This is a genomic window from Dubosiella muris, assembly GCF_004793885.1.
GTDB classification, from domain to species: Bacteria; Bacillota_I; Bacilli_A; order Erysipelotrichales; family Erysipelotrichaceae; genus Dubosiella; species Dubosiella muris.
The window spans coordinates 1-19,258 of record NZ_SRYG01000015.1 but is presented as its reverse complement, the minus strand read 5'-3'; the positions used below and the strand labels follow the sequence as shown (position 1 = coordinate 19,258).

Genomic DNA, 19,258 nt, shown 5'->3' with positions numbered 1-19,258 from the left:
GACAGAGTACATGGGCGCCGATCGCGCAGAGAGAAACTGGCTGGTGAAAAGTTTCGGACCGGTCCATGGAATACACCTCGGAGCTTCGATACGACGTATACCTGCGTTAAAGGTTCGAGAGCCTGTTTCAAACAGGAAAAAAGGTGGTACCGCGTTTATGACGTCCTTTTACGAGGACGTTTTTTATTTTGGAGGAGAAGGAAACTATGAATTTATTTGACGAATTGAAATGGCGGGGGTTGATCGACAACGTGACTTCGCCCGAAATCGAAGACGAAATCAACAACGGCGAGCTGACGTTTTACATCGGCACGGATCCGACGGCGGACAGCTTGCACATTGGACACTATTCCTCGCTGCTCATGGCCAAGCGCCTGCAACAGCATGGACACCATCCCATCATGCTGGTCGGCGGGGCGACCGGATTCATCGGCGATCCGAAAGCGACCGGCGAGCGCAACATGCTCACCCCTGAAGTGCTGCAAGCCAACTACGACGCCCTCCACCGGCAAATTAACGCGCTATGGGGCTTCGACATGGTCAACAACCTCGACTGGACCAAGGATATTTCCATCATCGACTTTTTGCGCGACTATGGAAAGCACTTCAACGTCAACTACATGATCAACAAGGAAACGGTCAAGAAAAGACTGGACTCGGGCATCAGCTACACCGAGTTTTCATACATGATTTTGCAGTCGCTCGACTTTTTGCATTTGTATCAGGAAAAAAACTGCCGTATGCAAATCGGGGGGCAGGATCAGTGGGGCAACATCACGTCCGGTCTGGAGCTCATTCGTAAAAAATGCGGCAACGACGTGAAATGCTTTGGATTGACGATGCCGCTCATCACCAAGGCGGACGGAACGAAGTTTGGCAAAAGCGAAACCGGCACCGTGTGGCTGGACGCGAAAAAAACGTCGCCTTACGAGCTGTACCAGTTTTTGTTCAACACGGAAGACGACAAAGTCATTGAATATTTGAAAAAGCTGACGTTCCTGTCCGTCGAGCAAATCGAGGAGCTCGAACGCTCCTTGCGCGAGGAACCGCACAAGCGCAACGCCCAAAAGGCGCTCGCCAGCGAAGTGGTGCGCGACTTGCACAAAGAGGAAGGACTTCAGGCGGCGCTTTCCATCACGCAGGCGCTCTTTAGCGGCAAGCTGAGCGAGCTGGACGAAAGCATGCGCAAGGACGCCATCATGAACATGGAAAAACTGAGCGCGCCGGCCGGTCTGACGCTGCTCGACTTGCTCGTCGACACGAAAATCGCCGCCAGCAAGCGGGAAGGACGCGAGTGGATCAAAGGAAACTCGATCGCGGTCAACGGCGTGAAAGTCACCGATCCCGACACGCGCATGACGCAAGAGCAGGCGTACATCGACAACGATTTAATTATCCGCCGCGGCAAGAAACGCTATTACTGCGTCGCTTTGGAAGGATAGCCAGTCAAACGGGAAGCCGGGTCTTTCCGTTTTTTTGTGTTTTCTTCACGACGCTGCGAGGAAGCGGTGGTATACTTTTATTGAGGTGATGTTCATGTGGATCCTGATCATCCTGCTTATCGTGGCCGCGACGGCAGGGCTTTTGTTTTTGATCGGCCATGTGTTTTACAGCGTGTGCCTGTACATGAAAAACGACAAACAGTATATCACCGGACCGATCGTGATGGACAAGCGCACCCAGAAATATGAAAAAATCTTTTTGACTTACGGCCCGCAGGATGTGTACTTGACGAACCGCCAGGGATTGCGGCTGCATGGCATCGAAGTGGACCAGCACGCCAGCAAATGGGCGATTCTCATGCACGGGTACATGGGCCGCAACGGCGAGCTTGTCGATGTCGCCGACTTCTTTTTGGAAGAAGGCTACAATGTCCTGTCCCTTTCGCAGCGCGCCCACAACAAAAGCGAAGGCAAGGCGGTCAGCATGGGATATTACGAGAGCGACGACCTCGTGGACTGGATCCGGTACGTCGTGCAAAAAGATCCAAACTGCTCCATCGTGCTGTATGGCGTGTCCATGGGGGCCGCTACCGTGATGATGAGCCTGGCTAAAAACCTGCCCGCCAACGTCAAGGCGTGCATCGAGGACTGCGGCTACACGAGCGCGTGGGACGAATTCTCGTACCAACTAAAAAAGATGGCGCATTTGCCACCTTTTCCAGTTGTTCATGTCGCGAGTCTGATTACGAAACTGCGCGGCGGTTTTCGGTTCAAAGACGCCGATCCGCTTGGCGCGGTGCACCGTTCGCACATTCCGACGCTGTTCATTCACGGAACGAAAGACGAGTTCGTTCCAACGCATATGGTGTTCAAGTTGTACCATTTCGCCCATTATCCCAAACAGCTGCTGCTCATCGAGGGCGGGGAGCACGCCATCGCCCGCTATCAAGATCCCGCGCTGTATTTTTCCACGCTTCGCGAGTGGATTCACACGTATGTGTGATTCTTGCCTTGCCACGTGTCCCATTCGACCATCCGCTGATCAATCGCGTTGAGAACGATGGTCTTTTTTAATGTCCATTCCGGCGCGATAAGCTCGCTTTGAATCGCGTCGCCGGTCAGCCGCTCCACGATCATGTCGGCAGGCAGGCATTCCAGCTGGCGCACGACGACATCGACATACGCCTGGCGGCTGAGCAGCGCAAAGGGATGATGGACGAAGTCGGCGCCCATCTTCGAGTTTTTGACGATATGCAGCATATGGATCTTGATGGCGTCGGGACGGGCCGCCGCCACCTGTCTGGCGCTTTCCAGCATGTCATCCTCGCTCTCGCCGGGAAGGGAGTTGATGAGATGGACACACGTTTTGATCGGTGTGCGTTTTAACCGTTCGATCCATTGAAAAACGATGGCGGAATCGTGGGCGCGGTTGAGCGCGTCCATCGTTTTGTCGTGGACGCTTTGCAAGCCCAGCTCGATCCACACTTCTTTTTGTTTGGCTCGTTCGGCCAAATAGGCGACGATTTCCTCGCTTAAACAATCGGCCCGGGTCGCGATACACACGCCTTGCACGTCGTCGCGCGCAAAAAACGGGTCGTAAATCGCCTGCAATGTTTCCAGCGGCGCGTACGTGTTCGTGTACGACTGGAAATACGCGAAGCCAAGGCAGTCCGGCCATTTTTGCCGCATCCGCCCCAGCCCTTCCTCGTACTGTCTGGACAGCGTGTCGAAGAAGGCGGGAATGGAGTCGCCCGAGCCAAGAGACGAGCAAAAGGCGCATCCGCCCACGCTTTTGGTTCCGTCGCGGTTAGGACAGGTGAACCCGGCGTTCAGCGGGACTTTCGCGACTTTTTTTCCGTACTTCTTTCGAAAATAGTGGTCGATCGTATAGTAGCGCTTATTCGTGTGGGAATACGGAAACGGATTGGTTTTGACTTGATTCGGTTTTCTCATAGCGAGCGGCCGATGACGTGGGCGATCGCTTTGCCTTTGGCGATCAAATCGTTGAACTTGGCCGGCTTCAAGCTTTGCGCCCCGTCGGACCACGCGTTTTCCGGATCGTCGTGCACTTCGATGATCAAACCGTCGGCTCCCGCGGCGATCGCGGCCAGCGAAAGCGACTCGATCAGTTTATAGTCGCCTGCCGCGTGGGACGGGTCGATGATGATTGGCAAATGGGTGCGCTCTTTAATGATCGGAATGACGGCGAGATCAAGCGTGTTGCGGGTGTACGTTTCAAAGGTTCGAATGCCGCGCTCGCAGAAGATGACGTTCGGATTGCCTTCGGCCATGATGTATTCGGCGGCCATGATCCACTCCTCGATCGTGTTGCACAAGCCGCGCTTGAGAAGGACCGGCTTTTTGGTGCGGCCTACCGCCTTGAGCAAGTCGAAGTTTTGCATGTTGCGGGCGCCGATTTGGATAATATCGACGTATTGGACGAATTCATCGAGCTTGTCGATGGACATGAGCTCGGATACGACAGGCAGACTGGTCGCCTCTTTGGCTTTGACTAAATCGAGAACGCCCTCGGTTCCCAGCCCCTGGAAGGCGTACGGGGAAGTTCTTGGCTTGTAGGCACCTCCGCGCAGCATGTCGGCGCCCGCCTCTTTGACTTCCTTGGCGATGCGCACGATTTGTTCTTCGCTTTCTACCGAGCAGGGTCCGCCGATAAGGACGATTTTTTTGCCGCCAATCAAAATGCCGTCCACGTTCACGATCGTGTCTTCGGGATGGAACATGCGGTTGGCGAGCTTGTACGGCTGGGCGACGCGCTGGACGTTCGTGACGATCGGATTGGCCTGGATGTTTTTCTCGTCGACTTTGGATGTGTCGCCAACAAGGCCGAACACGTTGTAGTTGGCGCCCTGGATGAACGTGACTTGCAGGTCCTGGCTTTCGAAACGGCGCAGCAGCTTGTCGACTTCGGCCTGAGGCGCGGATTTTTTCAATGTGATAATCATAACTTTCCTCCTTGATATGAATCTGAAAAGAAAAAGGCATTCCATTGCGGGAAATGCCTTTTTGGAACACCTGCTGAAAAATCAAACGGCGAAGGTTTGATGCTGCGGGTGTTAGTGGATAAATCGAAAGGATTTTGTCGGATTCATGGGTTCAGTGTATCGAAATTTTCATTTTTTTTCAAGCGCTTTTGAAAACGGAAACCGACGTATCGCAAAAAACGTGTGGCGAAAATGGATGAAAAAGTGTCTTTTACGCATGAAAGCGCTTAAAGTTTCGCCAATACCGGAACATTGTGGTAAAATACAAGTAACCAAAGGATCGTTGGATCCTATACAAGGAGGTATTGAGTATGAAAGTCAATATTGTTGGAAAAAACATCACAGTGACGGAGGCGATCGCGGAAAAGATCAAGAAAAAGCTGACCGTACTCAACAAGTACTTCATCATCGACGATGACGATACGGCCAATGTTTTGATTCGTACATACCCTACAAAACAAAAAATTGAAATTACGATTCCGACGCGGTTCGCGATTTTGCGGGCCGAAGTAAGCGACGACGATTTGTATCGCGCGATCGACCGGGCCATTGACAAGCTGGAGGATCAGGTTCGCCGGCAAAAGACGCGCATCACGAAAAAGAACTCGCATCCGCTTTCGGAAGCGTTCCTCGATCTGGAACTGTTCGACGAGGAGGAAGTGAGCGACGACGAGATCGTCCGGACCAAATCCATTGTTCCTGAATTGATGTCGCTTGACGAGGCCATCACGAAGATGGAGCTGCTCGACCATGATTTCTTCATTTACACCGACGACGAGACGAACAAGATCGCGGTCGTGTACCGCCGCCACGATGGAGGTTATGGTTTGATCGAAACCGAATAAGCAAAAGCCCGATTCGGGCTTTTTATTTTTTTTTAGATTTTTAGTTTTTTAATTTCCCGAGTTGTGATATAGTCATATGTGCAATGCGTGCATTGCGGATTTCCAGTGAAGAAGAGTTTACATAATCAAAAAATGAGACACGCGAATGGTCTGGAGAATAGGTTTTAATTCCTTTCCTTCGAAAAAACTGTGTTATAATTATGTACGATAAGGAGGTTTATCACATGGGATTTATAGATAAAGTCAAAGAATTTGTTGCTCCGATTGATGAGAGTGAAGAAGAAAACTCTGTATACGAAACTCAAACGGTACGCAAAAGCGAAGTTGACGTAGAACCTCAAAGCCAGTATGAAAGACCTAAAAACCGTTCGAACGCATCCACTTTAAATCCAAATACAAAGATGGTTTTGTTTGAACCAAGAAGTTTTGGAGAAGCGGAAGAAGTTGGTCTTCGTCTTAAAGAGGGGCGCGCGGTCGTTGTGAATCTACATAAATTGGATCGTGAATACGCACAGCGCACGATTGATTTCCTGACCGGTGTCGTATTCGCGCTGGATGGCAAGATCCAGAAAATCGGACAAAACGTTATTTTGTGCTCACCGCAGCAGATTGGCGTTTCCGGACAGATCTCCCTGGGTGATCCAGACGATCTAGACGAAGCGTAATCCGCCAAGTCCATTGGCACTTTACCGTCCAGCCGGGCGGCTTTTTTTTGGAATGGAGGCAAAAAATGATCAGACAAGGACATGAATGGTTTATCGCGAAAATCAAGGATATGACCGCGCTGTGTCAGCGTCGCCAGCAGCCGGTTACGACCGGGTTTCTCACCCTGGCCGAGCAGGAAATCGTCAAGACGCTCGCCGGAAACCAGCTGACGCTTCAAATGAATGGCGGCTATGAGGACGCGGAACGCAAAATCGCGCGGCTTTCCCCGTATCCGTGCCAGGCGCCAAACGTATGCGTTTTGACGGCGCGCTACGATGGGCGCTTTGGCAAGGCGCTGACCCACAAGGATATTTTGGGCGCGCTCATGCACTTGGGCATCGAGCGGGAAACGATCGGGGATTTGCTGGTGATGGAAGAGCGGCTGTACATTTTTTGTACCGAGGGGATGGCGGACTACATCGCCTCGTCTTTGACGCAAATCGGCCGGCACAGCGTTTCCTTTTCGGAAGGGGAGGTCGGCGAGCCATTGCGCATCATGCGCGAGCAAATCACGGTCAACGTGGCGGGACTGCGGCTCGATGCCGTCGTGGCGGCCTTAGCCCATTGCTCGAGAGCGAAAGCGAAAGCGATGCTCAAGCAGGGACTTGTGAAAGTCAACGATGTTGTGCTTGATGAAAACAGGCAGATGTGTAATAATGACTTTGTTTCTATCCGCAAAATCGGACGGTTCCGCTTTCTCGACGTGGTCAGCACGACAAGAAAAGACCGGTTCGTGCTGCGGTTTGAAAAGTATATGTAGGCAATGAGAAAGACGCGTCGTCTGCCGCCGACCATGATCAGAGAGCGCTCGCACCGGTGAGAGAGCGTGATGGAACAGGCAGGGGGTATCCCTTTCGAGCTGGCATGCCGAACGAAAAGTAGGTTTGCCCGGAACAGGCCGTTACCCTGTCGAGTGCCCGGAGCTTCCGGGAACCTTGGTGGTACCGCGTGATTGACGTCCTTGGAACAGGACGTCTTTTTTTTGTTGAACAGGAGGGAGAACACATGGATTACAAAGACACATTGCATATGCCGAAAACCGGCTTTGAAATGCGTGGAAATCTCACGAAGAAAGAACCGAAATACCAAAAACGCTGGCAGGAGGAGCAGTTGTACGACAAGATGCTGGCGCGCCGCGAAGACGCGAAGCCGTTCGTGCTGCATGACGGCCCTCCATACGCCAACGGAGACATTCACCTGGGACACGCCTTGAACAAGATTTTGAAGGATGTCATCAACAAGTCGAAGTTCATGGAAGGCTACAAGGTACCTTACATTCCAGGATGGGACACGCATGGCCTGCCAATCGAGACAGCGGTCACGAAGCTGGGGTACGACCGCAAGAAAATGGACATCGCGGCGTTCCGAAAAGTATGCTACGACTACGCGATGGAGCAAGTCGAAAAACAAAAAGCGGGCTTTTTGTCGCTTGGAAGCATCGGGGACTACGACCATCCATACATTACCTTGACGAAAGATTTTGAAGCGGAACAAATCCGGATCTTTGGAAAGATGGCGATGGAGGGCCTTATTTATAAAGGGCTGAAGCCGGTATACTGGTCGCCATCAAGCGAATCGGCGCTGGCCGAGGCGGAAGTCGAATACAAAGACATCAAGTCGCCGACCATTTTTGTGAAATTCCAAGTCAAAGACGGCAAAGGCGTGCTGGATACGGATACGCATTTCGTCATCTGGACGACGACGCCTTGGACCATTCCGGGCAACAAAGCCATCGCCCTGCATCCAAACATGGAGTACGCCCTGGTCGATACCGACCACGGCAAGCTGGTCGTGCTTCGCGAACTGGTGGAAGATCTCATGCCAAAATTCGGCGTGGAGCAATACCAAATCACGCAAACGTTCCAGGGCAAGGAACTGGAGCTCATCACGACGACGCATCCGCTCTATCCGGAAAAGGAAAGCCTGGTCGTGCTCGCGGACTATGTGACGGCCGACGCCGGAACAGGCTGCGTCCATACGGCACCGGCGTTTGGTGTAGACGACTTTAACACCGGCATGCGGTACGGACTGGCCATGGATGTCAACGTCGACGAGCAAGGAAAGCTGATGGCGGGAACAGGCGCCAATTTGGAAGGCTTGTATGTGGAGGACGCTAACAAAGTCGTCACCCAGACATTGGACGAGCTGGGCGCGCTGCTCAATTTGACGTTTATCACGCACTCCTATCCGCATGACTGGCGGACGAAAAAACCAATCATTTTCCGGGCGACGACGCAATGGTTCGCTTCGATCGACAAAATTCGCGACCAGCTCCTTGAGCAGATCCACTCGATTTCGTGGGTTCCGGCGTGGGGAGAGGGTCGCATGCACAACATGATTGCCGACCGTGGCGACTGGTGCATTTCCCGGCAGCGTCTGTGGGGCGTTCCGATTCCGATTTTCTATGGCGAGGACGACACGCCGATCATGGATCAAAACGTGTTCGACCACGTGGCAGACTTGTTCGCCGAGTTTGGCTCGAATGTGTGGTTTGAGAAAGACGCCGACGAGCTGCTGCCGGCTGGCTACACGAACGAGCATTCGCCAAACGGCATCTTCCGCAAGGAAACGGACACGATGGATGTCTGGTTTGATTCGGGATCGTCGCATACCGGCGCGATGATCGGGCGCGGTCTTGGCTATCCGGCTGATTTGTATTTTGAAGGATCGGATCAGTACCGCGGCTGGTTCAACTCGTCGCTCATCGTCGGAACGGCTGTGTATGGGCAGGCGCCATACAAGCAGGTGCTTTCGCATGGCTTCGTCATGGACGAAAAAGGCGTCAAGATGTCCAAATCGCAATGGAACGCGGTGGCGCCAGGCGAGATCACGAAAAAGTTCGGCGCGGATATTTTGCGTCTGTGGGCGACGAGCGTCGACTACCAGGCCGATTGCTCGATGGGACAAAACATCTTGAAACAGGTGGCGGAAAACTATCGGAAAGTGCGCAACACGTTCCGCTTCCTCATGGCCAACCTGGATAACAACACCTTCACGAAAGCCGATCTTGTACCAACCGGCGAACTGAGCCCGCTGAACACGTATGTGCTTGTGAAGCTCAACCGCGTGGCACAGGAGTGCATCAAGGCGTATGACGAGTACCGGTTCGCGGACGTTGTCAGCCAGTTGACGAATTTCATGACCAACGAGTTGTCCGCCTACTATTTGGATTACACGAAAGACATTTTATACATTTTAAATGTGGACGATTCGCAGCGTCGGCAGGTGCAAACCGTTTTGTATTTGTGCCTCGATGTGCTGACAAGACTGTGGGCGCCGATTCTTTGCCATACGACTGAGGAAGTCAACGACTTCATGCATTTCGACGACGAGTCGATTCACTTGAGCTCGTTTGCGAGCGTGGATCTCGATGTCGATGCCAACCGCCTCGTCGAACAAATGGGCAAGCTGCTGGCAGTGCGCAAAGACGTGCTGAAAGCGCTCGAAATCGCCAGAGCGGACGGCTTGATCAAAAAATCGCTGGAAGCTTCGATTCGTTTGTTTGTCAGCGACGAAATCAGAGCGCTGTTTGAAGAAATCGTGCCAAATCCGGCGCAGTGGCTGATCGTGTCCGGCGTTGAATTTGTCGAGGAGCCGTTGACGGCTTTCGACGTGTGCGGCGTGGAAGTAGAGAAGGCGAAAGGCCATGTGTGCCCTCGCTGCTGGAACTACACGGAAAGCGAACACGAAGACGGATTGTGCGACCGATGCGCGCAAATTTTAAATCTCGAATAAAAAAAAGAGCAAGATTTTCGGATCTTGCTTTTGGTGTTATACTAAAAAGACAAAGAAAGGGAGGATTTTGAGTATGAGTGGCTTTTTTGGGGTTGCCTCAAAAGAAAGTTGTGTACTGGATTTGTTTTTTGGCATCGACTATCATTCGCATTTAGGAACGCGCCGCGCCGGCATGGCGGTATGGGGGGCAAACGGCTTTTCCCGCGCGATCCACAATATCGAGAACACGCCGTTTCGGACGAAATTCGACAAGGATCTCGACAGCTTTGAAGGAAAGATCGGGATCGGCTGCATTTCCGACTACGAATCCCAGCCCTTGCTGCTGCATTCCCATCTGGGCAGCTTCGCGATCACGACGGTTGGCCGAATCAACAATCTGGAAGGCTTGAAAGCGCATTGCTTTGAAAAAGGAATGACGCATTTTCAGGAAATGAGCGTGGGCGGCGTCAACCCGACCGAGCTGATCGGCGCGTTGATCAACCAGAAAAACTCGATCGTGGAAGGCTTGAAATCGGTGCAGGATTTGGTGGACGGCAGTATGAGCGTTTTGCTGATGAACAAAGACGGCATTTACGCGATGCGCGACAAAGCGGGAAGAACGCCGGTGATTGTCGGTCAAAAGGACAACGGATATTGCGTGACATTTGAGAGCAGCGCGTTTTTGAATTTGGGCTACACCCATATGAAAGACCTTGGACCGGGGGAAATCGACTTGATCACGCCAAAGGAAGTGCAAGTGCTGCAAAAGCCGTATACGCAAAAAAAAGTGTGTTCCTTCCTGTGGGTGTATTACGGGTATCCGACTTCGACCTATGAAGGGGTCAACGTGGAAACGATGCGCAACCGCTGCGGAAAAATTTTGGCCGCCCGCGACGATGTGGAGGTCGACAGCGTGGCCGGCGTTCCCGACTCGGGAATCGCGCACGCGATTGGCTACTCGAATGTGACCGGCATCCCGTTTTCAAGACCGTTTATTAAATACACGCCGACGTGGCCGCGTTCGTTTATGCCGACCAGCCAGGCGCAGCGCAACATGATCGCGAAGATGAAGCTCATTCCCGTGGCGGATTTAATCAAGGATAAAAAACTGCTGCTTATCGACGATTCCATCGTCCGGGGAACGCAGCTGGGCGAAACGACCGAGTTTCTTTATGAAAGCGGCGCGAAAGAGGTGCACGTCCGGCCGGCGTGCCCGCCGATTATGTTTGGCTGCAAGTATTTGAATTTTTCCCGTTCCAATTCGGAGCGCGAGCTCATTACCCGCCGGGTGATCGAAGAGATGGAAGGGGAGGACGTTTCGGTGGAAACGTTGCGGACGTACGCGGATCCCGACAGTCCGGAATACGCGACGATGTGCGAGAAAATCCGCGAGAAGCTCAATTTCACTTCCTTGCGCTATCATCGTCTGGACGATATGATCGAGTCGATCGGAATCGACGAGTGCGAGTTGTGCACGTATTGCTGGAACGGCAAGGAATAAATTAATAAAAAAGCTTTCCATGGACAGGGATTGTCGTGGAAAGCTTTTTTTCAGGAATGACGAAGAGCAAAAAACGCTTTGGCCGGCAGCGCGGCTTTCAGGTCCTCAAGCGTTGGCAGGGAAGGCTCCTTCTCGCCTTTTTGAACGAGTGGAACGCCTTCGTTGTATAAATACTGAATGTATTCGATTGCCTGGTATGGATCGGGAAGCAAGAGGAGAAACCGTCCCATTCGGATGCGGGAAGGTTCCCAGACGTATTGGTCGTTTTCCTTTTTGTACTTCAGGCTAAGCTGATAATAGGAAGGAAACACTTTTTGATCTTCCAGCGTGAGCTGACCGGATCTAGGCGGTTCGACGCCGAATTTTTCCTTGAACATTTTTTCTTTTTGCTGCTGTCGGGAATTCTTTTGATGCTTTTTCCAAAACACGAATCCGATCGCGGCCACGCAGACGACGATCAAAACCTCTAAAACAATAACAATGGTGTTTTTCATGGAATACCTCCTTTTTTAGGATGAGAAAATTATAAGACTATTTTCTGAAAAAATCATCCCTAATTTTGAAAGAGTAAGATAAAATTTTCTATTTACTTGAGTAAAGTAAATTGCCGACAGCCTCAACGAAATAGGACTTTCCTATAAGTATAATTGATTTTTTGGGTTGCGTGCCTGGTTTTACATCTTGAAATCTTTGATCCATGAACCAAAGGAAACAATGTTGTAGCCTTGATACACGAGAAGTCCCTGCATGCCGATTTCCACGGCCTGGAATTCGAAGACGCTGACTTCGAAAGAAAGGGGCTTGCCGTCCGCCATAAAATCAAGTTCATACATATCCATTGGATTTTCGAGTCCCTCGACCGCGTTGTAGGAGGAAACTCTTTTGTTGACGAGTGTCGCTTCGACACGAATGGTTTCTGCTTTTTTCATGGGATCATTATACGGCAGGAGAAAAGAATTTAAAAATATGGTGCTTTCGGGATTGACTTCGGCCGCGGGGTTTGATATTATAGTCCTGCACTTGCGGAGATGGCGAAATTGGTAGACGCGCTAGCTTCAGGCGCTAGTGAGGCAACTCATGTGGGTTCGAGTCCCGTTCTCCGCACCATGTGTAAATTCAGCCCTTGAATAAAGGGCTTTTTTTTATGCGTCTGACAAAAAAAGATGCCGGCCGACATCTTTTTTTTATTTTTTTCTTTGACCGTCATCGTCCAGCTTTCGAAGCACGGTGTTGAGCTTGCCTTCCAGCGAGGCGATGTTGGGCACGTCGATCCGGCCGTACTGGTTGCGAATAGCGTATGCCGGCGCGGGAATCATCGTCGTGTCGGCCGGAACGTCCTTGATGATGATGGAGCCCGCGCCAATCCGGCAGCCGTGGTGAAGCACGATATTGCCAATGATTTTCGACCCGGCGCCGATGACGACATCGCTTTCGATGGTCGGATGACGTTTTCCGGTGACTTTGCCTGTGGCGCCAAGCGTCACGCCTTGATAAATCATGACCCGGTCGTGAATGACGCACGTTTCGCCAATGACGACTCCGCTGCCGTGGTCGATAAACACTTTTTCGCCAATCGTGGCGCCGGGATGGATGTCGATTCCGGTTTTTTGCTGGGCGCGCAGCGAGAGGATCCGGGCAAGCGCCGGATGCCTGGGATAAAGCTTATGGGTGAAATACCAGGTCTTTAACGCCCGGAATCCTGGCATGAACCAAATTTCAAGGGTGGAAGAAAGCGAGGGATCGTTGTGTTTGATCCATTCGATTTCCTGTTTAATAAACTGAATAAATTGCATAGCGTCACCTTCTCGGGTTTATTGTTCCTTATTTTGGACGCGACCACAAATGAAAAGCATTTTCGGCACAAAAAAAGAGATCTCGCGATCTCTTCGGGCTTACATTGTCAGTTTGAGCGCGTCCTTCAATCCCGGCGTGCAGTAAATATTGTACTGCGGGGTCTTGAAATCCGGCTCCAAACCGGGAACGGACTGCTCCTTGTCGGTAATCCATACCGCTTGCAACGCGTTGTCTTCGCAAAATTTCATGCCGTCTTCCACACGCATGCAAAACAGGGTCGTGCTCATGGCGTCCGCCCATGCCGACTGGTCGGCGTCGGCAATGACCGTCACGCTGCGCATGAACGCCGCCGGATAGCCGGTCGTCGGGTCGATAATGTGGGAATAGCGTTTGCCATCCACTTCCATATAACGCTGATAGTCGCCGCTTGTCACCATCACGACCGGGCGCCGGGTGACAAACTGGACGACGCTTGGCGACTGGTCGGGCGACTGGATGCCAATAACCCAGTCTTTGCCGTCGGGCTTCTCACCCAGCAGCACAACGTTTCCGCCAGCGTTGATGTAGCCGTTGTCCAGACCCGCCTCGTGCAGGCGCTTGGCGCACACACCCGCCGTATATCCTTTCGCGATCGCGCCTAGATCCAGTTTCAAGTTCGGATCGGTGAAGGCGACGGTGTTTTTGTCGTGGTCGATTGCCAGCGCGGCGATGCCTTCGTGCTGGCGGGCGGCCTGGATGTCGGCGTCCTTTGGCACATAGGGGGTGTCGGCTTCTCTGGCGTCATGCCAAAGCGTGAGCACTTTGCCTTCGCTGATATCGAATCGCTCGTCCATTTCGCCGGCCCGTATCGCCATGTCGAGACATTCGATCATCGCTTTGGGTACTTCGACGGGGTGGTCGTACGCTTCCTGATTCAAGGTGTAGACGTTGTTGACGCCCTCGTATTCATCATATTGGTCGAAAATCTTGTTGTAGTCGACAAATGTCGATTTCAGGATGGATTCGTATTTTTCAAATTCAGCCTCGGTGCACGTGGCTTGAAATGTGATTGGCGTGTCGAAACCTAAATCCGTATACGTTTCGTTGAACGTCTGGACGGCCGATTTAGGACGATAAGTGGTCGAGGCGACCAGCGCGATAACAAGCACCAGAAACGCGATCGAGCCAAAGATCCAGTATTTCGTATTTGTGTTCTTCTTTTCCATACATTCTATTATACCCGCAAACGCGGAATTCGACAGGGAAATCCATGGAGATTTTCCGGTTTTGTCCAAAGGGGGAACACGCGAGGGAAAGAGAGACAACGCGAGGGAATTTGTTCAGATAATTATTTGATGGAATTCTTTAGATAAAGTTAAAAAACTGTTTTTGTGAATAGTTTAGCATACGTCATTGAATCTTTCAAGAAAATAGAATAGAATTATCCATGTATAACAAATGGAGGTAAAGGGAAAAATATGTCACTTTTTCTAGGAAAAATGTGTCAACACATCCCTGGTCATAAGGCCGAGACCGAACATGAAAAAGTTCTGGAAATCATGCCCGCGAAGGAAGTCTACATTCCTTTAGTCGCAGGCAACAATACTGATTTTGAAGTCTTGGTTCACGAAGGTGACCAGGTATTTGTTGGTACAAAGCTGGCACAGACAAAATCCGGTTTTGTCGTTCCGATTTATTCAAGCGTTTCCGGCGTGTTTACCGGGATCGCCAAACGGATGCACTCGTCGCTGCGTCCGCAACCGCATATGGTCATTCAAGTGGATCATAAACAAACCGCAATCCAGGCGTTTGCGCCGATTCGATACGAAAACGCGTCCCGGGAGGAACTGGTGGAGTTTACGAAAAACGCCGGTTTGGTCGGCTTGGGCGGCGCTGGATTTCCCACGTATGTCAAATACTTGAAGCCAAACGGCATTGACACCGTGCTCATCAACGGCGTCGAATGCGAGCCGTACATCACGGCGGACTATAAAATGATGATGGACGATCCGAAGCATCTTGTGACCGGCGCGCTCATCATGAAGAAAATGGCGGAAGCGCAGCGTGTGATCATCTGTATTAAAAAGACGCACCCGGATTTGATTTCCGTGGTGAAACAGGCGGCTGAAAACACCGGCGTGGAAGTGCGCGAGGTGCCGGACGTTTATCCAATGGGATGGGAGCGCGTGCTTGTCCGCGAAGTGCTGCACAAAGAGTACGGCAACCTGCCAGCCGAGGCCGGATGCATCGTGAACAACGCCGGCACCGCGATCGAGCTGGCCCGCATGATGGAGCATGGCGAGGCGATCGCCAATAAAATCGTGACGGTTTCGGGCGCGGGTGTCAAAGATCCAATGAACGTCAGCGTGCCAGTCGGCATGCCGGTCAAGGAAATTTTCGAACATACAGGATTCAAGCTGGACTCCGTTCGATTGATCGCGGGCGGTCCGATGATGGGAAAAGCCATTCCAAACGACATGTTCGTCATCGACCGGGCGATGAACGCCTTGACGATTCTTGACAATCCGGCGGACAACGCCATCGCGTGTCTGCGATGCGGCAGCTGTTCCGACCACTGTCCGGCCGGACTCCAGCCGGTTCGAATCGCCATGGCGATGAAGGAAGGCAACATCGAGGAGATGGAGCGCCGGCAGGCGATGAGCTGCATCGAGTGCGGCTTGTGCACGTATGTGTGCCCGTCCAAAATCGACGTGACGGAAAATGTACGCAAAGCGAAACGGGCGTTGGCTTTGCAGAAAAAGAAATAGGGGGCCATGAAAACATATGAAGTTTAATTTTCACGTAAGCCCGAATATCAAAGGAAAACAATCGACACAACACATCATGCGCGATTTGACCATCGGACTGATGATCATTTTCGCCTGCGCTTGCGCGTATTACGCCACAGCGTACGGTATGGAGTATTTGCTGCAGGCGGTGCTTTTGCTTGTCTGCTCGCTCGTGACGACGCTGGTGTGCGAAGTGATTTTCGCCAAAGCGACCAAACAGCCAATCAAGCCGTTTCTGGCGCACTCGTTTGGATGGGTGACGGCGATCATTTTGACGCTGATGTGCCCAATCACGATCACGCCGTACGCGTTGATCATCGCGACGGTGTTCGCGATCGTTGTCGGCCGTCTTCTTTTTGGTGGATTCGGACAAAATATCTTTAATCCGGCCGGTGTTGGCCGGGCGGTGATTTTCGCCGCGTTCACAGGCGCGACGACCGATCTTGTGACTTCGGCGACGCCAACCGCGCTGATCGCGGGCGACTACCATTGGCTGCCGGCCACGCCGGAAGTGCTGGAAAGCTTTTTGGAGCAGTTTGGCGGCTTCGGGTCGGTGGCGATGGGAACCTACGCCGGCGCGATGGGAGAAACCTTCACGATCGCGATTTTGCTCGTTGGATTGGTGCTGGCGCTTCGCCACGTTATCGACTGGCGCGTGCCGGTCGTGTATTTGGGCGGCATCGCGGTGATGACCGCGGTGATCGCGCTCATGGCCGGACTGGAATCGTACAACGGCATTCCGGCGTTCCTGTGGTATCCGGCGCTTCATTTGGTGACGGGCGGCGTCGTGTTCGGGGCCGTGTTCATGCTGACGGATCCGGTAACGAATCCGACAAGCGCGGCGGGCCGTGTGCTCTTTGCGCTGGGCGCGGCGATCCTGACGGTGTTGTTCCGAATGAAGGCCAACTTGCCGGAAGGCTGCCTGTACTCGATTTTGCTGATGAACATGTTCACGCCGATGATCGAGTCGGCACTGGACGGCAACCAGCTCAAGATTCGCAAAAAAGTGTATATTTCGTTCGCCTGCTTCTGTTTATGCGCGTTGGGCGTTTCGTTCTTCGCGGCGCAGACGATCGAGCCAGTCACGACATTGAAAACCTCGTCCAGCGCGACGGCGTACGTCGTGCCTGAAACGACGGAAGGGGAGGCCGCGCTATGAAACAAATCCTGCATTTGACTTTGTTTTTGGCGATCGTATCCGCGCTGGCGGGCGGCGCTTTGGCGTTTGCGAACCAAATGACCGCGCCGGTCATCCAGGCCAACAACGAACGGGCCGAAAAACAAGTGCTGCTTGAAATGTATCCGGACGCCAACGTCGATGAATTCGAAATCATGGACGTGACGACGGACAATCCAAGCATCAATAAAATTTATTCGTTTGAAAACAACTATATTTTCAATATGAGCGTTTCCGGCTACAAAGACGGGACGACATTCCTTGTCGCGATCGACAAAAATGATTTGAAAGTGACGGCCTTCAAGGCGATTTCCAACGGCGACACGAAAGGCATTGGTTCCAAGATCATGGAATCGGCGTTCGCAGAAGGCGTTGTCGGCAAAGAGGCAGCTGGTCCGATCGACACGATTTCGGGCGCGACCGTGACTTCGACACCAGTCGTCGACGGCATTCATCAGGCAGCCGATATTGCGGCTGGATTAGAATAGGGGGACTATCATGAACCGATTTGAAAATTTTAAAGCCGGTTTGATCAAAGACAACCCTGTATTCTCCTTGTACCTTGGTATTTGTTCGACGCTGGCCATCACGACAACCGTCAACAACGCGATTGGTATGGGAGCGGCAGTCATTATGGTTTTGATCTTATCCAACGTGATTATTTCGGCGATTCGAAAAATCGTGCCGGATGAGATCCGCATTCCGGTGTATATCGTGATTATCGCGACGCTCGTTAAGATCATCCAAATGCTGATCGAGGCCTACGCGCCGGCGTTGAACACGAGTCTGGGCGTCTTCATTCCGCTCATTGTCGTAAACTGTATTATTCTCGGGCGGGCGGAAGCGTTCGCCAGCAAACATGGCATCGCGGATTCCGCGCTGGATGGATTGGGAATGGGACTTGGCTACACGCTGGCTGTCGTGGCCATGTCGTTCATTCGTGAAGTGCTCGCGACTGGCGTTCTCAATTTAGTCAATCCGTTCAACGAGGCGCAAGTCTGGCTCAACGTGCGGCTGATTCCGGAAGCGTATACGATTTCGCTGTTCAATTCGCCGGTAGGTGCGTTTATCACCTTCGCGATTTTGGCAGCGCTCGTTGGCGCGTACAAAAAACACGCTGATGAAAAAGCGGCACAGGCCGGGGAGGTAAAGTAGAACTATGGGTGAATTGGTTACTTTGTTGGTGACAAGCGTTTTGATCAACAACGTCGTGCTCAACCAGTTTCTTGGAATGTGCCCGTTCATGGGTGTTTCAAGAAAGAAGAGCTCGGCAATCGGCATGGGCGTGGCCGTTATGTTCGTTATCGTCGTGGCTGCGCTGGTCACATATGGCCTGTACTATTTGGTACTTGTTCCGCTCCAGCTGCAATTCATGGATTTGATCACGTTCATTCTCGTCATTGCATCACTTGTGCAGCTGACGGAAATGTTTATTAAAAAGACAAGTCCGGCGCTGTACAAATCGCTCGGTGTTTACTTGCCGCTGATCACAACCAACTGCGTCGTGCTCAACGTGTGCCTTGTGAACATTTCGAACAGCTACAACTTCGCGCAGATGCTCGTATACTCGATTGGAACGCCGCTTGGCTTCGCGATCGTGCTGTACATCTTCTCGACGATTCGCGAGCGTCTGGATATCGCCAACGTTCCGGCGCCATTGAAAGGAAATCCAATCGCGTTGATCGTGGCCGCGATCATGGCGATGGCGTTCAGCGGATTTGCCGGTATCGTTTAATGCCGATTCAAACGATTCTTGGCGCGATCATTTTATTCGGCGGACTCGTTGGCGTCTATATCGTCTTGTTTTTGATGAACAAGCGGACGCCCCTGCCGCCTGGATGTGAAAATTTAAAAGCGGATTGCGATGGATGCAAGGACTATTCCTGCATGAACAATCCCAATCATGATAAGACAAAAGGAGGATCCTGAGTATGGTCAGTGCGATTTTGATGATGCTTGTCCTTGGCGCTTTGCTTGGATGCGGTCTGGCTTTGGCGAGCAAGTTTCTGCATGTGGAAGCCGATCCGCGCGTAGACTGGGTGACGGCCGCCCTTCCAAATTACAACTGCGGCGGCTGCGGCTACGCGGGCTGCGGCGCGTTGGCGGAAGCGATGGTTGGCGGCGACGTGACCGACTTCAAATGCAAGCCGTGCAAAGCGGACAAAAAAGCGGAAATCATCGAATACTTGAAAAGCACGCCCGGACCGGATGGCAGCACCATTACGATCAAGGGATAAAAAAAAACGGGGAAACCCGCAATGTCATTTAGTTAAGAAATGGCTTAACCATCTGGAGATTAATTTCCAGATG

Annotated in this window: 20 protein-coding genes, 1 tRNA gene and 1 other annotated feature (1 of these 22 cut by a window edge); of the genes, 15 read left to right on the top strand and 6 right to left on the bottom strand. The window is 52.1% G+C overall.

Annotated features, from left to right (window positions below; translation table 11 throughout):
• Window positions 1–171: a binding site (T-box leader), on the top strand; it begins 16 nt to the left of the window's first position.
• Window positions 172–206: 35 nt separating this feature from the next.
• Both tyrS and E5336_RS07865 read left to right on the top strand, forming a co-directional pair.
• Window positions 207–1,442 (top strand): tyrosine--tRNA ligase, encoded by a 1,236-nt coding sequence (gene tyrS / locus E5336_RS07870; protein ID WP_135980570.1) that lies wholly within the window; start codon window positions 207–209, stop codon window positions 1,440–1,442.
• A gap of 88 nt (window positions 1,443–1,530) precedes the next feature.
• Window positions 1,531–2,445 carry an alpha/beta hydrolase gene (locus E5336_RS07865; RefSeq protein ID WP_135980569.1) on the top strand — a complete coding sequence of 305 codons (915 nt, stop codon included), beginning with the start codon at window positions 1,531–1,533 and terminating at the stop codon, window positions 2,443–2,445.
• Here E5336_RS07865 and mnmL read toward each other — a convergent pair.
• Window positions 2,430–3,395, bottom strand: a complete 966-nt coding sequence (gene mnmL / locus E5336_RS07860) for a tRNA modification radical SAM protein MnmL/YtqA (RefSeq protein WP_135980568.1) — start codon at window positions 3,393–3,395, stop codon at window positions 2,430–2,432. The genes E5336_RS07865 and mnmL overlap by 16 nt on opposite strands.
• The gene (aroF, locus tag E5336_RS07855) at window positions 3,392–4,405 is read right to left on the bottom strand and encodes a 3-deoxy-7-phosphoheptulonate synthase (protein WP_135980567.1); all 1,014 of its coding nucleotides are present in this window, start codon (window positions 4,403–4,405) and stop codon (window positions 3,392–3,394) included. The genes mnmL and aroF overlap by 4 nt, the downstream gene beginning before the upstream one ends.
• Window positions 4,406–4,755: 350 nt before the next feature.
• Here aroF and hpf point away from each other — a divergent pair, with 350 nt between their 5' ends.
• The 5 genes from hpf to E5336_RS07830 all read left to right on the top strand — a co-directional run bounded on the left by hpf (window position 4,756) and on the right by E5336_RS07830 (window position 11,209).
• The gene (gene hpf / locus E5336_RS07850; protein ID WP_135980566.1) at window positions 4,756–5,289 is read left to right on the top strand and encodes a ribosome hibernation-promoting factor, HPF/YfiA family; all 534 of its coding nucleotides are present in this window, start codon (window positions 4,756–4,758) and stop codon (window positions 5,287–5,289) included.
• A 224-nt stretch (window positions 5,290–5,513) separates the two neighbouring features.
• Window positions 5,514–5,954 (top strand): cell division protein SepF, encoded by a 441-nt coding sequence (locus tag E5336_RS07845; protein ID WP_135980565.1) that lies wholly within the window; start codon window positions 5,514–5,516, stop codon window positions 5,952–5,954.
• A 65-nt stretch (window positions 5,955–6,019) separates the two neighbouring features.
• Window positions 6,020–6,754, top strand: coding sequence for a YlmH family RNA-binding protein (locus tag E5336_RS07840; protein ID WP_135980564.1), 735 nt, complete (start codon window positions 6,020–6,022; stop codon window positions 6,752–6,754).
• Between the two features lie 245 nt (window positions 6,755–6,999).
• Window positions 7,000–9,729: an isoleucine--tRNA ligase gene (gene ileS, locus E5336_RS07835; RefSeq protein WP_135980563.1), complete on the top strand. Its 2,730-nt coding sequence runs from the start codon at window positions 7,000–7,002 to the stop codon at window positions 9,727–9,729.
• A 73-nt stretch (window positions 9,730–9,802) separates the two neighbouring features.
• Window positions 9,803–11,209: an amidophosphoribosyltransferase gene (locus tag E5336_RS07830; protein WP_135980562.1), complete on the top strand. Its 1,407-nt coding sequence runs from the start codon at window positions 9,803–9,805 to the stop codon at window positions 11,207–11,209.
• Window positions 11,210–11,259: 50 nt separating this feature from the next.
• On the opposite strand, the gene E5336_RS07825 is transcribed toward E5336_RS07830, so the two are convergent.
• The gene (locus E5336_RS07825; protein ID WP_135980561.1) at window positions 11,260–11,703 is read right to left on the bottom strand and encodes a hypothetical protein; all 444 of its coding nucleotides are present in this window, start codon (window positions 11,701–11,703) and stop codon (window positions 11,260–11,262) included.
• Between the two features lie 180 nt (window positions 11,704–11,883).
• Window positions 11,884–12,138, bottom strand: a complete 255-nt coding sequence (locus E5336_RS07820) for a DUF2500 domain-containing protein (RefSeq protein ID WP_135980560.1) — start codon at window positions 12,136–12,138, stop codon at window positions 11,884–11,886.
• 93 nt (window positions 12,139–12,231) lie between these two features.
• Between E5336_RS07820 and E5336_RS07815 the strand changes: the two genes are divergently transcribed.
• Window positions 12,232–12,316 (top strand) — tRNA-Leu (locus E5336_RS07815).
• Between the two features lie 77 nt (window positions 12,317–12,393).
• On the opposite strand, the gene epsC is transcribed toward E5336_RS07815, so the two are convergent.
• A complete protein-coding gene (gene epsC / locus E5336_RS07810; protein ID WP_135980559.1) occupies window positions 12,394–13,002 on the bottom strand; it encodes a serine O-acetyltransferase EpsC in 609 nt (202 codons plus the stop codon).
• 99 nt (window positions 13,003–13,101) lie between these two features.
• Window positions 13,102–14,208, bottom strand: a complete 1,107-nt coding sequence (locus E5336_RS07805) for an FAD:protein FMN transferase (protein WP_135980558.1) — start codon at window positions 14,206–14,208, stop codon at window positions 13,102–13,104.
• Window positions 14,209–14,460: 252 nt separating this feature from the next.
• Between E5336_RS07805 and E5336_RS07800 the strand changes: the two genes are divergently transcribed.
• From E5336_RS07800 to E5336_RS07770, 7 genes are read left to right on the top strand one after another with little or no spacing between them, the layout of a single operon-like run.
• Window positions 14,461–15,750 (top strand): RnfABCDGE type electron transport complex subunit C, encoded by a 1,290-nt coding sequence (locus E5336_RS07800; protein WP_135980557.1) that lies wholly within the window; start codon window positions 14,461–14,463, stop codon window positions 15,748–15,750.
• Window positions 15,751–15,766: 16 nt separating this feature from the next.
• Window positions 15,767–16,930, top strand: coding sequence for an RnfABCDGE type electron transport complex subunit D (locus E5336_RS07795; RefSeq protein WP_135980556.1), 1,164 nt, complete (start codon window positions 15,767–15,769; stop codon window positions 16,928–16,930).
• Window positions 16,927–17,436, top strand: coding sequence for an FMN-binding protein (locus E5336_RS07790; RefSeq protein ID WP_135980555.1), 510 nt, complete (start codon window positions 16,927–16,929; stop codon window positions 17,434–17,436). The genes E5336_RS07795 and E5336_RS07790 overlap by 4 nt, the downstream gene beginning before the upstream one ends.
• Window positions 17,437–17,446: 10 nt before the next feature.
• Window positions 17,447–18,103, top strand: a complete 657-nt coding sequence (rsxE, locus tag E5336_RS07785) for an electron transport complex subunit RsxE (RefSeq protein WP_135980554.1) — start codon at window positions 17,447–17,449, stop codon at window positions 18,101–18,103.
• 4 nt (window positions 18,104–18,107) lie between these two features.
• Complete coding sequence (locus E5336_RS07780; protein ID WP_135980553.1) at window positions 18,108–18,683, top strand: electron transport complex protein RnfA; 576 nt, start codon at window positions 18,108–18,110, stop codon at window positions 18,681–18,683.
• The gene (locus tag E5336_RS07775; protein ID WP_135980552.1) at window positions 18,683–18,877 is read left to right on the top strand and encodes a hypothetical protein; all 195 of its coding nucleotides are present in this window, start codon (window positions 18,683–18,685) and stop codon (window positions 18,875–18,877) included. Before E5336_RS07780 ends, E5336_RS07775 begins: the two co-directional genes overlap by 1 nt.
• A 2-nt stretch (window positions 18,878–18,879) precedes the next feature.
• Window positions 18,880–19,185, top strand: a complete 306-nt coding sequence (locus tag E5336_RS07770) for a (Fe-S)-binding protein (protein WP_135980551.1) — start codon at window positions 18,880–18,882, stop codon at window positions 19,183–19,185.
• Window positions 19,186–19,258 lie beyond the last annotated feature (73 nt).